The sequence below is a fragment of the Leifsonia sp. McL0627 genome, assembly GCF_058244615.1.
Window position 1 is genome coordinate 511,410 of record NZ_JBZCGM010000002.1, and the last position, 17,759, is coordinate 529,168.

The window sequence follows — 17,759 nt, forward strand, 5'->3', positions numbered from 1 at the left end:
GGTCTGGTGGTTCTGCGGGGCTAGACCCCGGTAGCGACGATGGATGCGGCGGCCGACGCTGCGACGACCCGTCGCGCCAGCGCCACCCCGCCCGCGACGGGCGCGTCGCCGAGCAGCACCACCGTGAGCTGTGGATGCGCGGCCGCGACCCGTGCGGACAGCGCGGCGAACAGCCGCGGCTGGTTCACGATCACGCTGCCGCTGGTGACCACACCGTTTCCGGCAGCGCCGCGGCGGACGAGTTGCGTGACCAGCCCGGCGAGGTGGTCGGCCGCCCGGTCGACCACCCCCCGAGCCAGCGCGGAGCCTGCGTCGGCCGCCGCGAACACGGCAGGCGCGTGCGGTCCCCAGTTCTCCGTCGTGGGGGTGTCGTTGACCGCGCGGGCGAGCGCGGGGGCCGAGTCGACGCCGAAGGCGCGCAGCAGCGCGGCGAGCAGGCCGTCGTCGTCCGCTCCGTCGTCGTGCGCGGTCAGCGCGGCGATGGTGGCCTCGCGGACGATCGCGGGCGCGCCGCCGTCGTCGCCGAGCACCCAGCCCCAGCCGCCCGCGAACAGCGGAGAACCCGTCGCGTCCTGGCCGACGGCGATGGATCCGGTGCCCGCGATCACGCCGATGCCCGTCTCCAGTCCCGCGGCGGCGACCAGCAGCGCGGCGTCGTTCACGGCGACCGCCGGGTAGCCGAGCCCCCCGAGCGCGTCCGCCAGCTCGCGCGCGTGCGCTGCGGTGTCGAGTCCCTGGGCTCCGACGCCGACGGCGACCACGCGATGCCCCTCGGGCACCACGCGCCCGACCCGTTCGGCGAGCCAGCGCGCCGCGCTCTCGGGCGGTGACGCGCTCCAGTCCTCCGCGGGCAGCGAGACGTCGGCGACGCGGGCGCCGTCCAGCGTCTCGACGCGCACACTGAGCTTCGTGCCCCCGGCGTCGAGGCCGACGATCACGTCCGTCATGCGGCACCGCCCGCATCCACCGGCACCTTGGTGTCGGCGTTGTGGAAGACGAACTCCTCGATCTCGACCCCGCGCACGGCTGCGACCGCTCCGACGAGGAGCTGCATCACGAGCGCTTCGAGCACCGCACGTTGCGCGGCGGGACGCTTGGGAAGCTGGACGACGTTGAGCGTCCCGGTCGACGCGACCGGTTCGGCGGTGATCAGGATGACGTTGTGGCCCGCCTCGGCGAGGGTGGTCGCGAGGTCGAGCTCGCGGCTGTCGCCCAGGACGACGTGCACGCCGTCGCCTGCCGACTCCATCGAGCCGTGCAGGTACTGCCGCGTGCTCATGCCGGTGGCCGGGATGCGCGCGACCTCACGGAACAGCAGTGCGCCGGCCTCGGCCGAGCCGACCGCAGGGCCGGCGCCGACGAAGTCGCTGGAGCCGACCGTGCGGAAGAGTCCGGCCAGCGCTGTCACGCGGTCGGTCAGCTCCGCCTCGACCTCCGCGAACGCCTCGTGCAGCGTGAACCACCCCTGGTCGATGGTGCCGCCGTCCCAGGCGTCGGCGAGCATCCCGAGTGCTGCCACGGTGGCGGTGAAGCCGATGGTGGAGGCGTAGCTGTCGGCCAGGCTGCCGAGCGAGATGGTGGAGGCGAGCTGCGCGATGGGCGACGGCTCGGTGTTGACGACCGCGAGGCGCAGCTGCGGCGGCGTCGCTTCGAGCACGGCCAGCGTCTCCGCGCTCCGGCCGCTCTGCGAGATGCCGACGATCGGGTGCGCACTCTCCGGGAACGGGATGGGGAGGTCGCCTGCTCCCAGCCGCCACGAGTGGATGCCCCTGGTGCGCAGCTGCCAGACGGCCGGGCAGGCAGCGGCGAGGCTGGCGCCGATGCCGACGAAGACGGGACCGGGGCCCTCCAGCTCGCCCGCGGCCTGCCGGTCGACGAGTTGCGCGGCGATCAGCGGGATCGCCCTGCCGAGCTCGTCGGCCTGGGTCGCGCGTGCCTCCGCGAAAGTGATGTACCCGTTCATGCTGGTCCCCTCAGTGCTGGTACTGCCGGTGCTGATGCTGCTGGTGCTGATGCTGCTGGTTCAGGTGTCTTCTCGCGCTGAGCCGCCCGGGCCGTCGACTGCTCCGCCGTCCGCTCCGCCGGGTCCCAGTCGACCGCGAGCGGTTCGACCGCTGCCGCTGTGCTCCGGAGGCGGACGGGTCCGCCCGTCTCGATCGACTCCTCGATCGCGAGCATGACGTCGAGCGCGTGGTATGCGAGTTCTCCGCTGGCGCGCGGCGGCCGTCCCTCCCGGATGGCGCGGGCCATCTCCAGGACGCCGACGCCGCGCTCGCGGTGGACGCCGGGCGGCGGGAGCTCGACCCAGTCGGTCTCGCGGTCGTCGCCCGCGAGCAGCCGGGTGGGGCCGTCGAAGCCGCTGACCGGAACCTCGAGCACGCCGCCGGAGCCGGTGATCTCGAACGTCTGCCGCCGGAGCGCGGAGTCGAAGCTGTAGATGGAGGTGCCGACCACCCCGGAACGGAAACGGGTCAGCACGCTCACGTGGGTGCTCACCTCCACCGGGAAGCTCTGGCCGGCGTCCGGACCGGAGCCGATCACGCGCTCGGCGCGCGGACGCTGACCGATCGCCTCGACGGACTCCACGGGGCCGAGCAGCTGGATCATGGTGCTCACGTAGTACGGGCCGATGTCGAACAGCGGGCCCGCACCGCGCGCGAACAGGAACTGCGGGCGCGGGTGCCAGGAGTCCGGGCCGGGGCCATGCATCAGCGTGAGCAGTGTCTGCGGGGTGCCGATGGCGCCGTCCGCGAGCAGCCGGTGGGCGTTCTGGATGCCTTCGCCCAGGATGGTGTCCGGCGCGTTGGCCACCACCACGCCCGCGGCGTCGGCCGCGTCGAGCAGCGCCCGAGCGCTGGCGAGGTCGAGCGTCAGCGGCTTCTCGCCCCAGACGTGCTTGCCCGCGGCGATGGCCTTCAGTCCCACCTCGGCATGCGCGGCGGGGATGGTCAGGTTGACGACGAGCTGCACGTCGTCGAGGGCGAGCAGCGCATCCACAGTCCCCGAGAATGGGAGGCCGTACTTCGCGGCCTGCGCCTCTGCCCGCTGCAGGTCGAGGTCCGCGATGCCGACGACCCGCACATCCGGGTAGGTGGTCAGCGAGCGCAGGTATTCGTCGGAGATGTTCCCTGCGCCGATGATGCCGACGCCGGTCGGTGCGTCGATGCCGGCGCCGCTCATGCGTTCACCAGTCCGAGGAAGTATCCGGCGTTCGCCTCGATCAGCGGGAACACGTCGCCCTCGTGCACGACGACCTCCACCACCGGCAGTTCCAGGCTCTGCGCCAACGGGATCACCTCGGCGATGTCGAACGGGTTCGCCTCGTCGTGCTTGACGTGCAGGAAGCGCACGCGGTCGCCCAGGCGCGGGACGAGTTCGTACACGTCGGCCCCGCCGACCGCCGCCCAGTACGTGTCGAGCTCCAGCACCACGGCCGGGTCGAGCAGTTCGACTAACAGCTCGTAGGCCGGGACGCCGTCGATGAGCTGCGAGAACTCGAAATCGTGGTTGTGGTAGCCGATCCGGATGCCGTGGCCGGCCGCCGCGACGGAGGCCGCGTTGATCGCCGACGCCAACGCCACGACGCCGGCGCGGGTCGCGATGGACTCTGGCTGAACGTACGGGACGATGACCGTCCGGACGCCGAGCCGGGCGGCGGCGGCGAGCACCGCATCCTGGTCGAGCTCGGTGATTTTGGCGTGCGCCGTGGTCGCCAGCAGGCCGGACGACTCCAGCGCTGCCGCCAGCCCCTCGGTGTCGCTCAGGATGTCGTACGGCTCGGCGTGCGTGAAGCCGAGAGCGGCGAGGCGGGCGAGGGTGGCGGGGAGCGCGTCCGGGCCGATGTCGTCGCGGACGCTGTAGAGCTGGACTCCCAGCGGGGTCGCGGGTGTCGTCATCAGTGCTGTCCTTCGTGGTCGTGGGCTGCTGGCTCGTGCCCGGCGGCGGCGTGCTCGGGATGGCCGTGCTCGTGCTCCGCGTGCCCCGCGTGCCCTGGCGCGCAGTGGTCGCTCCCGGTCGCCGGGATGTCGAGAGTGGGGTTCCTGCCGAAGAAGCCGTGCGGCTTGAGCACGAACCCGGCCGAGTCGACCGGCATGATCGGCCAGTCCTCGATGCGCGGGAAGTGGGTGAGGCCGAACGTGTGCCAGAGCACGATGTCGGTGTCGTCCACGCTGCGGTCGGCGGCGGTCCAGGCGGGCAGGCCAGCCCCTCCGGGATGCATGTTGACGAAGTCCCCCGCCGGATAGAGCTCGGCCGGTTCGTACGGCGTGACCCAGAGGTGCTTGGCCGCGTAGGTCGCGCGGGCGTAGATGTCGGACTGCTCGTCGGCGAGCAGCGCCGGCTTGCCCTCGGGGAAGAGCACGTAGCCGACGCTGCCGCCGAGCCGGTTCTTCACGTTCGGGTTGGAGACCAGCCACACCCGGCCCTTGGCGTTGTCGGCGACGCGCTGCGCCTCCGACTCGGTGTGCAGGCGGGTGACGGTCTGGGTGATGCCGGTCCCGGTCGGGTTGAGGTCGCCGCGCGGCACGAGCACGGCCTCGAACTCGTCCACCGCGTTGTCCGTGCCGTCGACCATCATGTCGAGGCGGGCGCTGAACAGGTGCTGGTGGTAGGGGGCGCCGAGGCCGGGCGCGAGCTCGGAGGCGTAGAGGTAGCCCTCGCCCGGGTAGGCCGAGGTGAACACGACGCCGGTCGCCTTGACCTCCAGCTCGATCGAGCCGTCGAGACCGAAGTACCAGTAGAAGCCGTAGTCGTAGTTGCCGACCGTGACGAAGAACGAGACCACCAGACGGCGGTTGCGGCGGGAGTCGCTCGACCCGTTCCAGTTGTCGAAATGCTTCCAGAGGATGCCGGTGTCCTCCTCGTGGATGCAGATGGCCTGCGGGATGACGCGGACGTTTCCCGCGTTGTCGGCGAGGGTCGCATCCAGATAGGTGATGTCGCCGACGCAGTCGCAGCCGAGTTCGAGCGAGTTGGCGAACCCGCCCAGCAGGTACTCGCCGCAGTCGAAGAAGTTCTGGAACCAGCGCTGCGGGCTCGGGTCGCCGTACGGCACCATCATCTCGGCGATGGAGGCGCGGTAGACGACCGGACGTTGCACGCCCTGGTCGTCGATGGAGATGTTGTGGAAGACCAGGCCCTCGCGCTGGTCGAACGACACCTGCAGGTTCCAGCCGGCCCAGGAGAGCACGCCGTCGTCGTCGACGGTGAAGCTCGGGCCTTCCGGCTGGCTGATCTCGATCGGCTTGAGGCCCTTCCGGTCCGGCTGGCCGACCCACTCCGGCAGGTGGAAGTTGCCGTCCTCCTGCGGCACGGGGAACTCGACGTAGTCGATCACATCGAGCACCTCGCGGGTGACCACGTCGACCATCACGGTCACGCCGTCCACCGGGTGCGCCCAGCCGAGGTCGTCCGGGGTCTTCTGCACGAAGGTGAAACAGCGCTGGATGCGCCGCCCGGCCTCGTCCGGCGCGAGGACACCCGCAGACAGCGGGTTCACCCGCAGCGTGCTCACGTCGGTGAGGCCGCGCCTGGCCATCGCGGCGAGCCAGCGCTCGTCCTCGTGCACGATCTCCTCGACCAGGCCGAACTCGGCGAGGACGACCGGCACGTGGCCGTCGGCGAGGTCCAGCTCGACGGCGGAGACGACGCGGTCCTCGTCCGGGCAGACCACAACGTCGTGGGACGCGCCGGAGGCCAGGTCGACGAGCATCGCGCGGAACCGGCGCGCCTCGGGCACGGCGCCGGGGGCGAGCAGCGTGCGCTTGTCCTGTTCCAGCAGGCCGAAGTACGAGACGTGCGTGTCGGCGCCGAGGAGACCGGCGCGCACGAGGATGGCGCGCGAGGCCTCGACCTCGTCGGCGCGCAGCGAGCCGAGCGCGGCGGCGACGGCGGTGGTCGACGCAGCAGTGGATGCGGACGCAGCGGTGGATGCAGTGGATGCGGCGGTGGGGACGGCAGTGTCGGCGGTGTCGGTCACGGGAGCTCCGTTCGGTTGTGGCGGGCGAAGTATGTGCGCAGCCGGTAGCGGTCGCCCGCGTACTGGATGGTGGAGGCGAGGACGGGCCGCTCGGTGCGGCCGCTGACGAGCTGGTGCATGACGAGCGTCGGGGAACCGGCGACCACATCCAGGTGCTCGGCGATCTCGGCGGACGCCTCGCGCGCCTCGATGGTGGTCTCGGCGTTGGCGAGCTGGTGCCCAGCCGCGGCGAGCGCCTCGTAGAGCGAGTGCTCGCGGAAGTCGTAGCGCGACGGGTCGGGGAGGAGGGAGGCCGGGACGAGCGACAGGTCGACGGCGATCGCGACCTCGTTGAGCATCCGGACGCGGCCGAGGCGGAAGAGCGGGGTGCCTGGCGCGATGGCGAGCTGTTCCGCCTCGTCGATACTTGCGGGCGAGACCTCGGATCGCAGCACTCTGCTCGAGGCGACGAGGCCCATCCTGGAGGCGGTCTCGCTGAACGATTCGAGGCTGTTCGGCCACTCGTTGCGGTCTTCGGCTGCTCCGGCGACGAACCAGCCGCGGCCGTGCGACGGGGTCAGCACACCGTCGTCGACCAGCGCTTGCAGCGCCTTGCGGAGCGTGACGCGACTGATGCCGAGGCTCTGGCACAGCTCGCGCTCCGGGGGGAGCCTGGAGCCGGGGCGCATCCCGTCGGCGGCGAGCTGCTCGCGCAGCGCGTCCGCCGCCTGCACCCAGAGCGGGTCGGGGTAGCCGACGCGGAGGCCGGTCTCCCCGAGGCTCCGCGGAGGTGCGCTCGATTGGTTGGCGGTCATCGTTCGAAGCTCACCTTCTCCCACACCCCGGACTTCATCGAGGCGTAGCAGGCGTCGAGGATGCAGTTGACGATGAAGCCGTCTCCGAAGGTCTCAATCGGCTCCTCGCCGGCGGCGAACCGTTCGACGAAATGCCGCATCTCCTGGCTGAAGCCGTAGGCTCGCGCCTCCTCCGGCACCGGGTACACCCAGCCGGTCTCGGCGTCCGCCTTCTCGACCAGGTAGCCCGCCGGGTTCTCGATGAAACCCCAGACCGGGGTCTGCGAGGTGTCGGTGACGATCCGGCCGGCGCTGCCGACGAGTTCGTGGCGCAGCTGCATCCCGCCCTTCTCGATCCAGGACGACTCGATCTGCGCGAGCTGGCCGCCCGCGAACTTCAGCAGCGCGATGGCGGTGTCCTCGCCGGTTGTCTTGTCGGCGTGCGCCATCGTGGCACCCCAGGCGAAGACCTCGGTGACCGGGTTGTCCTTGCCGAAGAAGTGCCTGGCCGACTCCACGGTGTGGCAGCCCATGTCGAGCAGGGCGCCGCCTCCCGCTGTCTCCGCATCCCAGAAGTGCGGGGCGTGCGGCCCGGAGTGCGCTTCGCGGGCGCGCATCGTGAGCACGTCGCCGATGGCTCCGGCCGCGACCATCTGGTGCGCCTTGGCGATGTTGGGCGAGAAGACCGAGCTCTCCGCGTAACCATGCCAGACTCCGGCCTCGGTGACGATCTTCAGGATCTCGGCGGCCTCCGCCCCTGTGCGGGCGAGCGGCTTGGTGCAGACGATGCCCTTGCCTGCCGCAGCTGCGATGCGGACGGCCTCGACGTGCACCTCGTTCGGCAGCGCGATCACGACCAGGTCGACATCGGGGTTCGCGCAGAGCGCCTCCATCGAGTCGTACTGGTTCGGGATCGGCCCCCACTTCTCCGCGAAGGCGACGGCCCGGGGGAGGTCGCGCGAGTAGTTGGCGACGATCTCGGCGTTGCGCACATCCTGCAGCGCATCGGCATAGGTGTCACTGATGAACCCGGAACCGAGCAGACCGACACGAATCACTTTTCCTCCTTCAGAAGCGTGATCCACATAGTAGCCATGTGGTACGCAATTGGTCTACTGAATCGGAATTAATCTTCCAGAAACAAATACCTCTTGCTACCTCTTGGTCTATCAATGTACTCTCTCGTCAACACACGGTCTGCATTGGGGCATACGTCACTGCCGGCCACATGAACCAACCCACAGCACAACCCATCGGGCAATTCAGAGGAGAAGTGAAGTGCAACCACGCAAACCGTTACGGATGCGCGTCGCCGCGGCGATCGCGACCGTGGCCGCCGCCACGCTCATCATCACGGGCTGTTCCGGCACTGGAGCAACCAGTTCGCCGAGCACGCGGTACATCAACGTCTATTCCGGCAACCCCGGCAACCTGACCGACAACTTCAACCCCTTCGTGAGCGACGTGGCCTACGGAGCGAACGGCGCGGTCCTCGGTGCGGTCTACGAACCGCTCTTCTACTTCAACTCCGCGAAGAACGAGAAGCCCCAGCCCTGGCTCGGCACCGAATACACGGTCAGCCCCGACGGCCTCACGTACTCGATCACGCTGAAGAGCGGCGTGAAGTGGCAGGACGGCAAGCCGTTCACCGCCGCGGACGTGGCGTACACGTACAACCTGCTCAAGGCGAACCCGGCGCTCAACCTCTACGGCCTCAAGATCGCGGAGGCGAAGGCCGTCGACGACACGCACGCCACCATCACCCTCACCCAGCCGGACTACCCCAACGAGTACCGCCTTCTCGGGCTGACCTTCATCGTCCCCGAGCACATCTGGAAGACGATCTCCGACCCGGGGAAGACCACCAACACCAAGCCGATCGGCACCGGAGCGTTCTCGTTCGGGGCGTTCACGCCGCAGTCGGTCACGCTCGTCGCCAACAAGGACTACTACGAGAAGGGCCAGCCGGCCATCCCCGGCATCCGCCTCGTGACCTCCACCGGCAACGCCGCCGCGCTCAACTCGCTCAACGCCGGCCAGATCGACTGGGCGGGCATCGCTCTCCAGGACGTGCAGAAGTCGTTCGTCGACAAGGACCCGAAGCACAACAAGTACACGTCGATCCCCGCCGACATCAAGGCGCTGTTGCCCAACCTGACCAAGGCGCCGTTCAACGACGTGGCCTTCCGTCAGGCGCTCAGCCTCTCGATCGACCGCGACTCGATCATCAAGCAGGCCTTCGGCGGAACGGACACCCCCGGCAACCCGACCAGCCTGCTGCAGCCCCGCGACGAGGCGTACATCCCCGCCGCATACAAGGGCAAGACGCTCGACCAGAACATCGACCAGGCCAAGAAGATCCTGACCGACGCCGGGTACTCGTACTCCGGTGACAAGCTCATCGGCAAGGACGGCAAGCCGGTCACCTTCAAGCTCACCACGGTCACCGGTTACACCGACACGATCACCGCGAACCAGCTGCTCGTGCAGGACTTCGCCAAGATCGGCGTCACGGCCACGCCGGAGGAGCTCTCGCTCGGCGCGTACTCGACCGAACGCCAGAACGGCACGTTCGACCTGCTCGACGACCGCATCCCGACCGGACCCAACCCGTTCCAGCAGTTCAGCGACAGCCTGGACTCCGCGAAGTCGGCTCCGGTCGGCCAGACGGCGAACGCCAACTTCGTCCGGTTCAGCAACCCCGAGGTCGACAAGCTCATCGCCGCTGCTGGTAGCACCAACGACCCGGCCAAGCTGACCGCGGCATACCAGGCGCTCGGCACGTACTTCGCCGAGAACCAGCCGTACATCATCCTGAGCCAGAACGGAGCGGTCACCACCTACCGCGACCAGTTCTTCACCGGGATGCCCACGACGGACAACCTCTGGGCCACGCCGTCCAACTGGCTGTCCGGCAACATCGGCTTCATCGCCAAGCAGCTGAAACCAGTCAAGTAACTCGCGCGCGGGAGGCGGCCGTCACGGTCGCCTCCCGCCCCGGACACCGGCGGAAAGCACCCCCCAATGCGCTATTACCTCAGCAAGCTCGGCTTCTACCTGATCGCCGGCTGGATCGCGATCACCCTCAACTTCCTGCTGCCCAGGCTCGTCAAAGGCAGCCCGGTCGACGTCATCCTGGCCAAGACCCAGGGCGTCGCCCCGATGCCTCCGGAGGCCAGGCACGCGCTCGAACTGCAGTTCGGCGTCTCGCACGATCCGCTGATCGTGCAGTACGTGCACTACCTCGGCAACCTCTTCACCGGCAACTTCGGCCTCTCGGTGAGCTACTACCCGACCCCCGCGATCGACGTGGTCATGCAGGCGCTGCCCTGGACCGTCGGCCTGGTCGGCCTCGCCACCGTCATCAGCTACCTGATCGGCATCGTCTTCGGCTCCTGGCTCGGCTGGCGCCGCGGCACCTGGACAGACGCGATCCTGCCCGCATCGACGTTCTTCTCCGCCATCCCGTACTTCTGGCTCGCGCTCGTGCTGGTCTACATCTTCGGGTCGGTGCTGCACTGGTTCCCGGTGAGCGGCGGCTACGACTTCACGATCACGCCCGGCTTCACGCCCGAGTTCATCGGCTCCGTCCTCCTCTACGGGATGCTGCCCGCCATCACGATCGTGCTCGCCTCTGTCTCCGGGCAGCTGCTCGGCACGCGCAACATGATGGTCTCCACGATGGCCGAGGACTACGTGGTCACCGCCCGCGCCAAGGGCCTCCGCCAGCGCAGAGTGTTCGGGTCGTACGCGATGCGCAACGCCCTGCTGCCGTCGGTCGCGGGCTTCGCGATGTCGCTCGGCTTCATCGTCAACGGCTCCGTCGTGACGGAGAGCGTCTTCGGCTACCCCGGCGTCGGCTTCACCCTGCTGACCGCCGTGCAGAACAACGACTACCCCCTGATGCAGGCGCTGTTCCTCGTCATCACCCTCGCCGTGCTCGGAGCGAACCTGGTCGTGGACCTGATCTACGGCTTCATCGACCCGCGCACGCGGCTGGCGAACTGACGAGCGACGGACTAGGAGATCACCATGAGCTTCACGCAACAAGAACTCGCCGACCCCGAGCTGTCCGGGGCGGAGCCCGACCTCGCGGACGGCGGATCGCCGCGCACCGGCTTCTTCCGGGCCGCCGGCCGCAGCACCGGCAAGACGCGCACCTCCCGTGGCTGGAAGTTCTGGGTGGGCATCAGCGTCTGCGCGTTCTTCGCGCTGCTCGCGATCGTCGCGCCGTTCCTGGTGCCGAACCCCAACCAGTCGAGCCCTGTCGGCCTGCAGCCGCCGTCGCTCGACCACCTGTTCGGCACCACCAACATCGGCCAGGATGTGCTCGGTCAGGTGGTCGCGGGCACGACCGGCTCCGTGGTCATCGGCGTCGTGGCCGGCGCGATCACCGTCGTCCTGTCGATGCTCTTCGGCATCGGCGGCGCGTACCTCGGCGGCATCTGGGACAACACGTCGTCGCTGATCAGCAACGTCTTCCTGGTGATCCCGGGCCTTCCGCTGCTGATCATCGTCACCGACTACGTGGAGTCGCGCGACATCATCGTGATCTCGGTGGTCATCGCGCTCGTCTCCTGGGCGGGGGCTGCGCGCGTGCTCCGGGCGCAGACGCTCTCCGTGCGCTCCCGCGACTACGTGGACGCCGCACGCGTGGCGAGCGAGTCGAACTGGCGCATCATGCTGCGCGAGATCCTGCCGAACCTCATGCCGATCATCGCGGCGCAGTTCGTCTTCGGAGCGCTCGGCGCGATCCTCGCCGAGGCCGGGCTGTCGTTCCTGGGGCTCGGCGCTCCGGGCGGCAAGTCGTGGGGCAGCATCCTGTTCTTCGCGCAGAACGCGCAGGCGATCACTCTCGGCGCGTGGTGGTGGTTCGTTCCGCCCGGACTCTGCATCGCCATCCTGGGTGCGGCGCTCGGCCTCATCAACTTCAGCATCGACGAGCGGATCAACCCGCGCCTGCGCACGGCAGCGATCGTCAAGCAGGCACGCAAGGCGAAGGGCGCCCACTGATGACCGACGACCGCACACCCCTCCTCAGCATCCGCGACCTCACCGTCGACTATCAGACCGCCTCCCCCGTGCGCGCCGTCAACAAGGTGTCGCTCGACATCCATCCGGGCGAGATCGTCGGCCTGGCCGGGGAGTCCGGCTGCGGCAAGTCGACGCTCGCGTACACGATCACCCGTCTGCTGCAGGCTCCGGCCGAGATCACCGGCGGCTCCATCGACTGGCAGCGCGAGGACGGCGGAAGCACCGACATCCTGACCCTCGACGGTCCGGCACTGCGTGCCTTCCGCTGGCAGGAGATCTCGATGGTCTTCCAGGGCGCGATGAACGCGCTGAACCCCGTGCACCGCATCGGGCCGCAGATCGAGGACGTCTTCAAAGACCACAAGTCCGGCCTGAACAGGAAGCAGCGCCGCGAGCGCGCCGCCGAGCTCCTGCAGACCGTCGGCATCCCAGCCGACCGGCTGCGCAGCTACCCGCACGAGCTCTCCGGCGGGATGCGCCAGCGCGTCATGATCGCGATGGCCCTCGCCCTGCGACCCCGGCTGATCATCATGGACGAGCCCACCACCGCACTGGATGTGGTGGTGCAGCGGAACATCCTGGAGGAGATCAACCGGCTTCGGCACGAGTTCGGCTTCGCCGTGCTGTTCATCACGCACGACCTCGGCCTGCTGCTGGAGATCAGCGACAGGGTCGGGATCATGCTCTCCGGCCGGCTGGTCGAGGAGGACACCCCCGACGTGCTGCTGGAGAACCCGTCGCACGAGTACACCAGGCACCTGCTGCGGTCGTTCCCGAGCCTGCGCGGCGACGTGCCGCTCACCGGAACCCGCTACGTCGACCGAGAAGAAGAGGTCACCGCATGACGACGCTCGAAGCGCTGCACCTGCGCAAGAACTACGAGATCCGCGGCACGGGCCTCCGCAACAAGATCCTGCGCGCGGTCGACGACGTCTCCATCGTCGTGCGTCCAGGAGAGTCCGTCGCCCTGGTCGGCGAGAGCGGAAGCGGCAAGTCGACCATCGCCAAGATGCTGATCCGCCTGGTGGAGCCGACGGCCGGGGACATCACGCTCGACGGCGACGCAATCGGGAAGGGCCGACGCGCGACCAAGCGGTACCGGTCGCGCGTGCAGATGGTGTTCCAGGACCCGTTCTCGTCGCTGAACCCGTCGCTGCCCATCCGGCACCAGTTGGCGAGGCCGCTGCGCATCCACGGGATCGTCAAGAACAAGGAGGAGGAGGAGCGCGAGCTGCGCCGCCTGCTCGACTCGGTGAACCTCGGCCCGGCCGACGCGATGCTCGCGAAGTACCCGCACGAGCTGTCCGGCGGGCAGCGGCAGCGCATCGCCATCGCGCGGGCGCTCGCACCCCGGCCGGAGGTGCTGATCGCCGACGAGCCGGTGTCGATGCTCGACGTGTCGATCCGCCTGGAGATCCTGCAGCTGCTCGACGACCTCAAGAAGGAGCGCAACCTGGCCGTGCTCTACATCACGCACGACCTGGCGACGGCGCGGCACTTCTCATCGCAGATCGTCGTGCTTCGCAACGGCCGCGTCGTGGAGCGCGGCGGGTCGAGCGAGGTCATCCTGAACCCGGTGCATCCGTACACGCAGCTGCTGGTGCGCGCGGCGCCCGACCCGAAGTCGGAGCCGTTCGTGGTCGACCCCGAACGCTACCGCGACGCCCCGCACGTGCTCATCACCGAGAGCGACCCTGGCCAGAGCGCCGACGGCGAGCACTGGGCGCGCACCTGGGACGACGACCCGGCGGTCGCGACGCTGCTCGCGACGCTCGCGCCGTCGTCACTCGCGCCGTCAGCGTGAGCGGGCGAAGAACGTCCTGAGGCGGTAGCGGTCGCCCGCATACGTGATCGTCGACACGAACAGTGGATGCTCGCTGCGGTCGACCGCGACCTGCCGCATCACGAGCACCGGCTTGCCCACCGCGAGGTCCAGCTCCTCTGCGACGGTCGCGTCTGCTTCGCGCGCCTCGATCGTGGCGTCGGCACGGAGCGGCTCGATGCCCACTTCGGCGAGCTTCTCGTACAGCGAATCCTCCGAGAAGTCCGCCTCAGTCAGCGACGGCGCCAACTGGGCCGGGATGCGCGTGACGTCGATGGCGATCGGCACATCGTCGAGCAGGCGGACGCGCTCCAGGTGGAACAGCGGGGTGCCAGGCGCGATGGAGAGCTCCTCCGCCTGGTCGAGCGTCGCGGGCTTGGTCTCGGCGCGCAGCACCCGGGAGCCCGCGGAGAGTCCCATCCTGGCGGCCGTCTCGGTGAACGACTCCAGGCTGTTCGGGAACTCGGTGCCGGACACCGCGGCGGGCCCCGCCGTCTCCGCGACGTACCAGCCGCGCCCGTGGGAGGCGCTGAGCACGCCGTCCTCGACGAGCTTGCCGAGCGCCTTGCGCAGCGTGACGCGGGAGATGCTCAGCTGCTGGCAGAGCTCGCGCTCCGGCGGGAGGCGCATCCCCGGCTTGAGGACGCCCGCCGCGATCTCGCGGTTGATCAGGTTGACGGCCTGGATCCAGAGCGGTTCCGGGTAGTCGGGTCGGATGACGGCGACGGCCCCCGCCGTGTCCTCGGCTTCTTCGATCACAGGCGACACCCTCCGCTGGCCCAACGCACGCCTCATTCATACCACTTGGGGACTTTCAAGAAATGCTTAACCAATCGTGTACCAAAGGTGTACATTCACGGGTAAACGCTTTCCCACATCGATACGAGTGAACGCAACGAAGGGAACACCCGTGACCCGAACCTCCAGCCAGGCGAACGCCGCGACCGGCGCCACCGCCTCCGCACCCCGCCTCAAGCGCGCCCTCGGCACGCCCGCCCTGCTCCTGTTCGGCCTGGCATACATGCTGCCGCTGGCCGTCTTCACCACCTACGGACTCGTCACGGACACGACGAACGGCCACCTCACCGGCGCCTACCTGGTCACCACGATCGCCATGCTCTTCACCGCGTACAGCTACGCCAACATGGTGCGCGCGTATCCGGTGGCGGGCTCCGCGTACACGTACACGCAGCGGTCGTTCGGGCGGCACCTCGGCTTCCTCACCGGCTGGACGCTGCTGCTCGACTACCTCGCACTGCCGCTGCTCAACTACCTCGTCATCGGCATCTACCTGAACGCCGCTTTCCCCGCCGTGCCAGCCTGGGCCTTCGTGGTGGCGTCCGTGCTGCTCGTGACGATCCTGAACGTGATCGGCATCAACCTGGTCTCCGGCGCGAACCTCGCCCTGGTCGGCGTGCAGATCGTCTTCATCGCGGTCTTCGTGGTCACCGGCATCGCCTACCTCACCGGCGTGGCGCAGATCCCCGACCTCATCTCGCCGTTCTTCTCGGCGGGCACCCCGCTCTCGTCGATCGCGGCGGGCTCGGCGATCCTCGCCCTCGCCTTCCTCGGCTTCGACGCGGTCTCGACGCTCTCCGAAGAGGCGAAAGACGCCAGGAAGTCCATCCCGCGCGCGATCATGCTCTGCACACTGGTCGGCGGCCTGCTCTTCATCGTCACCGCGTACATCGCCGGGCTGGTCTTCCCCGACTACAAGAACTTCACCGACCTCGACTCCGCCCCGCTCGACGTGATGACGCGCATCGGCGGCACGGCCCTGTTCACCTTCTTCACCGCCGCGTACATCGCCGGCAGCTTCGCCTCCGCGATGACATCGCAGGCGAGCGTGGCGCGCATCCTGTATGCGATGGGGCGCGACGGCCAGCTGCCGCGCCGCGTCTTCGGCGTGGTGCACCCACGCTTCAAGACGCCGTGGCTCGCGGTCATCGTGGTGGGGGTCGTCGGCCTGGTCGGCGCACTGTTCCTCCCCCTCGACATCGCGGCATCGGTGATCTCGTTCGGAGCCCTCGTGGCGTTCAGCTTCGTGAACCTCGCGGTGATCAAGCACTACGTCATCGACCGCAAGCAGCGTGGCGCGAAAGCGGTGCTCGCCTACGTGGTGGCCCCGGCCATCGGCTTCGTGCTGACCGTCTGGCTGTGGACGAGCCTCTCGGTGACCACGTTCATCGCCGGCGGGATCTGGGTGCTGGTCGGCGTGGCGATCCTCGCGATCATCACGGGCGGCTTCCGTCACAAGCCGCCGGTGATGGACTTCTCGGAAGAGGACCCTGCGCCGCTGCTGGAGGAGTCGACGCCCGCTGGAGCGGCCGCGTCCTGACCGGCCGCCGGTATGCGCGCAGTGCGGCTAACGCTGCGCGCAGACCGCCAGCAGGAACCACGCCGAGTGCGGGATCCACTGCTCGGCCCAGCGCCACTCCTCACCGCCCGGGGCGTCGGCGGGGAGGAACGCCACGTCGTCCTCGGCGGTCCAGCCGCCGGTGATGCCGTTCACGATCCCGCCGGGGCTGTTCTGGTACTCGCCCGAGTATTCGACGTTGTTGCGCCCGCGCCCCTGCACCATGCAGGCATCGAACGGGTTCAGGCCACCCACCCACGAGGTGAGGTCGGCGGACAGCCGGCGCAGGCGCATCCTGGTGTCGTCGTCGCAACCGTCGACCGTGGAGGCGCGGCTCGCCGCGTAAGCGACCGACGAGATCCCGGCGTTCTCGCCCTGCCACCAGTAGCCCGTCTCGTTCTCGTGCGGGAAGAAGAACGAGTCCGTGGGCTCGCCGCCGGTCGGCTGGACCCGCTGGCGGAGGAGGCCGAACGGGTTGGCGACGGCGTCCACCCTGGCGAGGGTTCCGCGAATCAGCGCGAGGGCGGTGGCGCGCGCGTCGGCGGCGGCGGTCGCATCCGGTGCCTGAAGCGCATCAGCGATGTCGGCGAACCGCAGGAGCGCGACGACGGGCAGGCCGGACTCGGCCGCGTGGAAGTACGGCCGGCCGTCGACATCGCCGACCAGGAAGGCCGCGCCGCGCTCGTCGTGCCGCAGCCGGGCAACAAGCGACCTCGCCCGCTGCCGTGCCACCGCGATGGCGCGCGCAGAATCGTCGCCGCGCAGCTCCGCCGCCCGCGCGAGCTCGGCCGCCGCGAGCAGCGCGCAGTAGTCGTCGAGAGCAGACTCCGCGCCGTCGAACAGGTACTCGGTGTTGTGCGCCTCCAGGTGCTCAAAGCCCCTGACCGCTGCGGCGTAGTAGGCGTCCGCGTCGAACTCGCCGGAGACGCTCTCGGTCGACGCCAGCGCGAGCGCCGCGATCGCGAGCCCTCCGCCGTGCCGGTACGCGGCCTGCCAGCGCTGCGTGCGCACACTGTTCTGCAGGGGCGCGTTGATGACACGCTCGTCCAGGTCTTTGGTGAGCGCGTCGAAGATGCCGGTGTAGAAGTAGCCTTCCGGCGCCTGGAACCGCACGAGGAAATCGGCGCCGAACAGCCCCTCGTCGCGCAGCCGCGGATACTGGCTGGTCTCAAACCCCGGATGCGCCTCCCGCAGTTCGCGGCCCGCCGTCAGGAGCGCCCACGCGCAGAGCGGGATCTGCTGAGGACTCATCATGCGCGTATACGTGAGATGGCTGAGGAACTTGCTGTAATCGCCCGATGCGTCGAGCCAGCCGCCGCGGGCGTCGACCGTGCGGCCGGAGGCATCGTCGTAGAAGCGCGCCGCGGCATCCTTCCTGTCGATCTCGCCGCTCGACCGCTGAGAACGGAAGTAAGCGGTGACGTCAGAGACCACCAGCGCGGGGATGCGGTGGTCGGCGATCGTGAAGCGCTCGCTGCGCACCTCGGCGCCGTCGACCGTCGCGGCGACCCGATAGGCGCCCGGGGCGGTCACCTCGGTGAACTCGAACCGGAGGTAGGCGGCGGCGCTCCACCCGGCGACCCGCACGAGCGGGCCGCCCGGGGCGGAGGCGACCACCGCATCCTGATCGTCGAGCACGCGCACGGACTCGACCGTGGACCGGGGAGGAGCGGCGACGATGGCGGCCTTGACACCGTCGGTTTCGTAGCCGAGGTGGTTGACCAGCACCGCGGGGGTCGTGCCGACCGCTTCCATCGTTCCTCCCCAGCATGTAGACACGCGTAATACCACGCGCTA

General features: G+C 69.3%; 15 protein-coding genes. 6 read left to right on the forward strand and 9 right to left on the reverse strand.

Features of this window, described 5'->3' with window-relative positions; translation table 11 throughout:
* Positions 1–20: 20 nt before the first annotated feature.
* The 7 genes from AC37TH_RS02890 to AC37TH_RS02920 are packed head-to-tail and all read right to left on the reverse strand — an operon-like array spanning position 21 to position 7,808.
* Positions 21–947 (reverse strand): BadF/BadG/BcrA/BcrD ATPase family protein, encoded by a 927-nt coding sequence (locus tag AC37TH_RS02890; RefSeq protein WP_490762851.1) that lies wholly within the window; start codon positions 945–947, stop codon positions 21–23.
* Positions 944–1,963 (reverse strand): SIS domain-containing protein, encoded by a 1,020-nt coding sequence (locus AC37TH_RS02895; RefSeq protein ID WP_490762852.1) that lies wholly within the window; start codon positions 1,961–1,963, stop codon positions 944–946. Before AC37TH_RS02895 ends, AC37TH_RS02890 begins: the two co-directional genes overlap by 4 nt.
* Complete coding sequence (locus AC37TH_RS02900; protein WP_490762853.1) at positions 1,960–3,180, reverse strand: Gfo/Idh/MocA family protein; 1,221 nt, start codon at positions 3,178–3,180, stop codon at positions 1,960–1,962. Before AC37TH_RS02900 ends, AC37TH_RS02895 begins: the two co-directional genes overlap by 4 nt.
* On the reverse strand, positions 3,177–3,896 hold the full coding sequence (locus AC37TH_RS02905) for a sugar phosphate isomerase/epimerase family protein (protein ID WP_490762854.1): 720 nt from the start codon (positions 3,894–3,896) through the stop codon (positions 3,177–3,179). The genes AC37TH_RS02900 and AC37TH_RS02905 overlap by 4 nt, the downstream gene beginning before the upstream one ends.
* Positions 3,896–5,977, reverse strand: a complete 2,082-nt coding sequence (locus AC37TH_RS02910) for a primary-amine oxidase (RefSeq protein ID WP_490762855.1) — start codon at positions 5,975–5,977, stop codon at positions 3,896–3,898. Before AC37TH_RS02910 ends, AC37TH_RS02905 begins: the two co-directional genes overlap by 1 nt.
* Entirely contained in the window at positions 5,974–6,771 is a 798-nt protein-coding gene (locus AC37TH_RS02915; RefSeq protein WP_490762856.1) for a GntR family transcriptional regulator, read from the reverse strand. The genes AC37TH_RS02910 and AC37TH_RS02915 overlap by 4 nt, the downstream gene beginning before the upstream one ends.
* A complete protein-coding gene (locus AC37TH_RS02920; RefSeq protein ID WP_490762857.1) occupies positions 6,768–7,808 on the reverse strand; it encodes a Gfo/Idh/MocA family protein in 1,041 nt (346 codons plus the stop codon). The genes AC37TH_RS02915 and AC37TH_RS02920 overlap by 4 nt, the downstream gene beginning before the upstream one ends.
* 220 nt (positions 7,809–8,028) lie before the next feature.
* Between AC37TH_RS02920 and AC37TH_RS02925 the strand changes: the two genes are divergently transcribed.
* The 5 genes from AC37TH_RS02925 (at position 8,029) to AC37TH_RS02945 (ending at position 13,588) form a co-directional block, all read left to right on the forward strand.
* Positions 8,029–9,708 (forward strand): ABC transporter substrate-binding protein, encoded by a 1,680-nt coding sequence (locus tag AC37TH_RS02925; protein WP_490762858.1) that lies wholly within the window; start codon positions 8,029–8,031, stop codon positions 9,706–9,708.
* Between the two features lie 66 nt (positions 9,709–9,774).
* Positions 9,775–10,758 (forward strand): ABC transporter permease, encoded by a 984-nt coding sequence (locus tag AC37TH_RS02930; protein WP_490762859.1) that lies wholly within the window; start codon positions 9,775–9,777, stop codon positions 10,756–10,758.
* Between the two features lie 24 nt (positions 10,759–10,782).
* Entirely contained in the window at positions 10,783–11,763 is a 981-nt protein-coding gene (locus AC37TH_RS02935; protein WP_490762860.1) for an ABC transporter permease, read from the forward strand.
* Positions 11,763–12,629, forward strand: a complete 867-nt coding sequence (locus tag AC37TH_RS02940) for an ABC transporter ATP-binding protein (protein ID WP_490762861.1) — start codon at positions 11,763–11,765, stop codon at positions 12,627–12,629. The genes AC37TH_RS02935 and AC37TH_RS02940 overlap by 1 nt, the downstream gene beginning before the upstream one ends.
* Positions 12,626–13,588: an ABC transporter ATP-binding protein gene (locus tag AC37TH_RS02945; protein ID WP_490762862.1), complete on the forward strand. Its 963-nt coding sequence runs from the start codon at positions 12,626–12,628 to the stop codon at positions 13,586–13,588. Before AC37TH_RS02940 ends, AC37TH_RS02945 begins: the two co-directional genes overlap by 4 nt.
* On the opposite strand, the gene AC37TH_RS02950 is transcribed toward AC37TH_RS02945, so the two are convergent.
* On the reverse strand, positions 13,580–14,365 hold the full coding sequence (locus AC37TH_RS02950) for a GntR family transcriptional regulator (RefSeq protein WP_490762863.1): 786 nt from the start codon (positions 14,363–14,365) through the stop codon (positions 13,580–13,582). The two genes, AC37TH_RS02945 and AC37TH_RS02950, sit on opposite strands and share 9 nt — an antisense overlap.
* Positions 14,366–14,516: 151 nt before the next feature.
* On the opposite strand from AC37TH_RS02950, the gene AC37TH_RS02955 reads away from it, so the two are divergent.
* Positions 14,517–15,944: an APC family permease gene (locus AC37TH_RS02955; protein ID WP_490762864.1), complete on the forward strand. Its 1,428-nt coding sequence runs from the start codon at positions 14,517–14,519 to the stop codon at positions 15,942–15,944.
* A gap of 27 nt (positions 15,945–15,971) precedes the next feature.
* Here the strand turns inward: AC37TH_RS02955 and AC37TH_RS02960 are convergent, their stop codons facing one another.
* Positions 15,972–17,717, reverse strand: a complete 1,746-nt coding sequence (locus AC37TH_RS02960; protein ID WP_490762865.1) for a cellulase N-terminal Ig-like domain-containing protein — start codon at positions 17,715–17,717, stop codon at positions 15,972–15,974.
* Positions 17,718–17,759 lie beyond the last annotated feature (42 nt).

Bases quoted from the DNA above. Each gene is read 5' to 3' on its own strand.
- AC37TH_RS02940 (WP_490762861.1), top strand. From the start codon at position 11,763: ATGACCGACGACCGCACACCCCTCCTCAGCATCCGCGACCTCACCGTC.
- AC37TH_RS02895 (WP_490762852.1), bottom strand. From the start codon at position 1,963: ATGAACGGGTACATCACTTTCGCGGAGGCACGCGCGACCCAGGCCGAC.
- AC37TH_RS02905 (WP_490762854.1), bottom strand. From the start codon at position 3,896: ATGACGACACCCGCGACCCCGCTGGGAGTCCAGCTCTACAGCGTCCGC.
- AC37TH_RS02890 (WP_490762851.1), bottom strand. From the start codon at position 947: ATGACGGACGTGATCGTCGGCCTCGACGCCGGGGGCACGAAGCTCAGT.
- AC37TH_RS02915 (WP_490762856.1), bottom strand. From the start codon at position 6,771: ATGACCGCCAACCAATCGAGCGCACCTCCGCGGAGCCTCGGGGAGACC.
- AC37TH_RS02960 (WP_490762865.1), bottom strand. From the start codon at position 17,717: ATGGAAGCGGTCGGCACGACCCCCGCGGTGCTGGTCAACCACCTCGGC.
- AC37TH_RS02900 (WP_490762853.1), bottom strand. From the start codon at position 3,180: ATGAGCGGCGCCGGCATCGACGCACCGACCGGCGTCGGCATCATCGGC.
- AC37TH_RS02945 (WP_490762862.1), top strand. From the start codon at position 12,626: ATGACGACGCTCGAAGCGCTGCACCTGCGCAAGAACTACGAGATCCGC.
- AC37TH_RS02930 (WP_490762859.1), top strand. From the start codon at position 9,775: ATGCGCTATTACCTCAGCAAGCTCGGCTTCTACCTGATCGCCGGCTGG.
- AC37TH_RS02935 (WP_490762860.1), top strand. From the start codon at position 10,783: ATGAGCTTCACGCAACAAGAACTCGCCGACCCCGAGCTGTCCGGGGCG.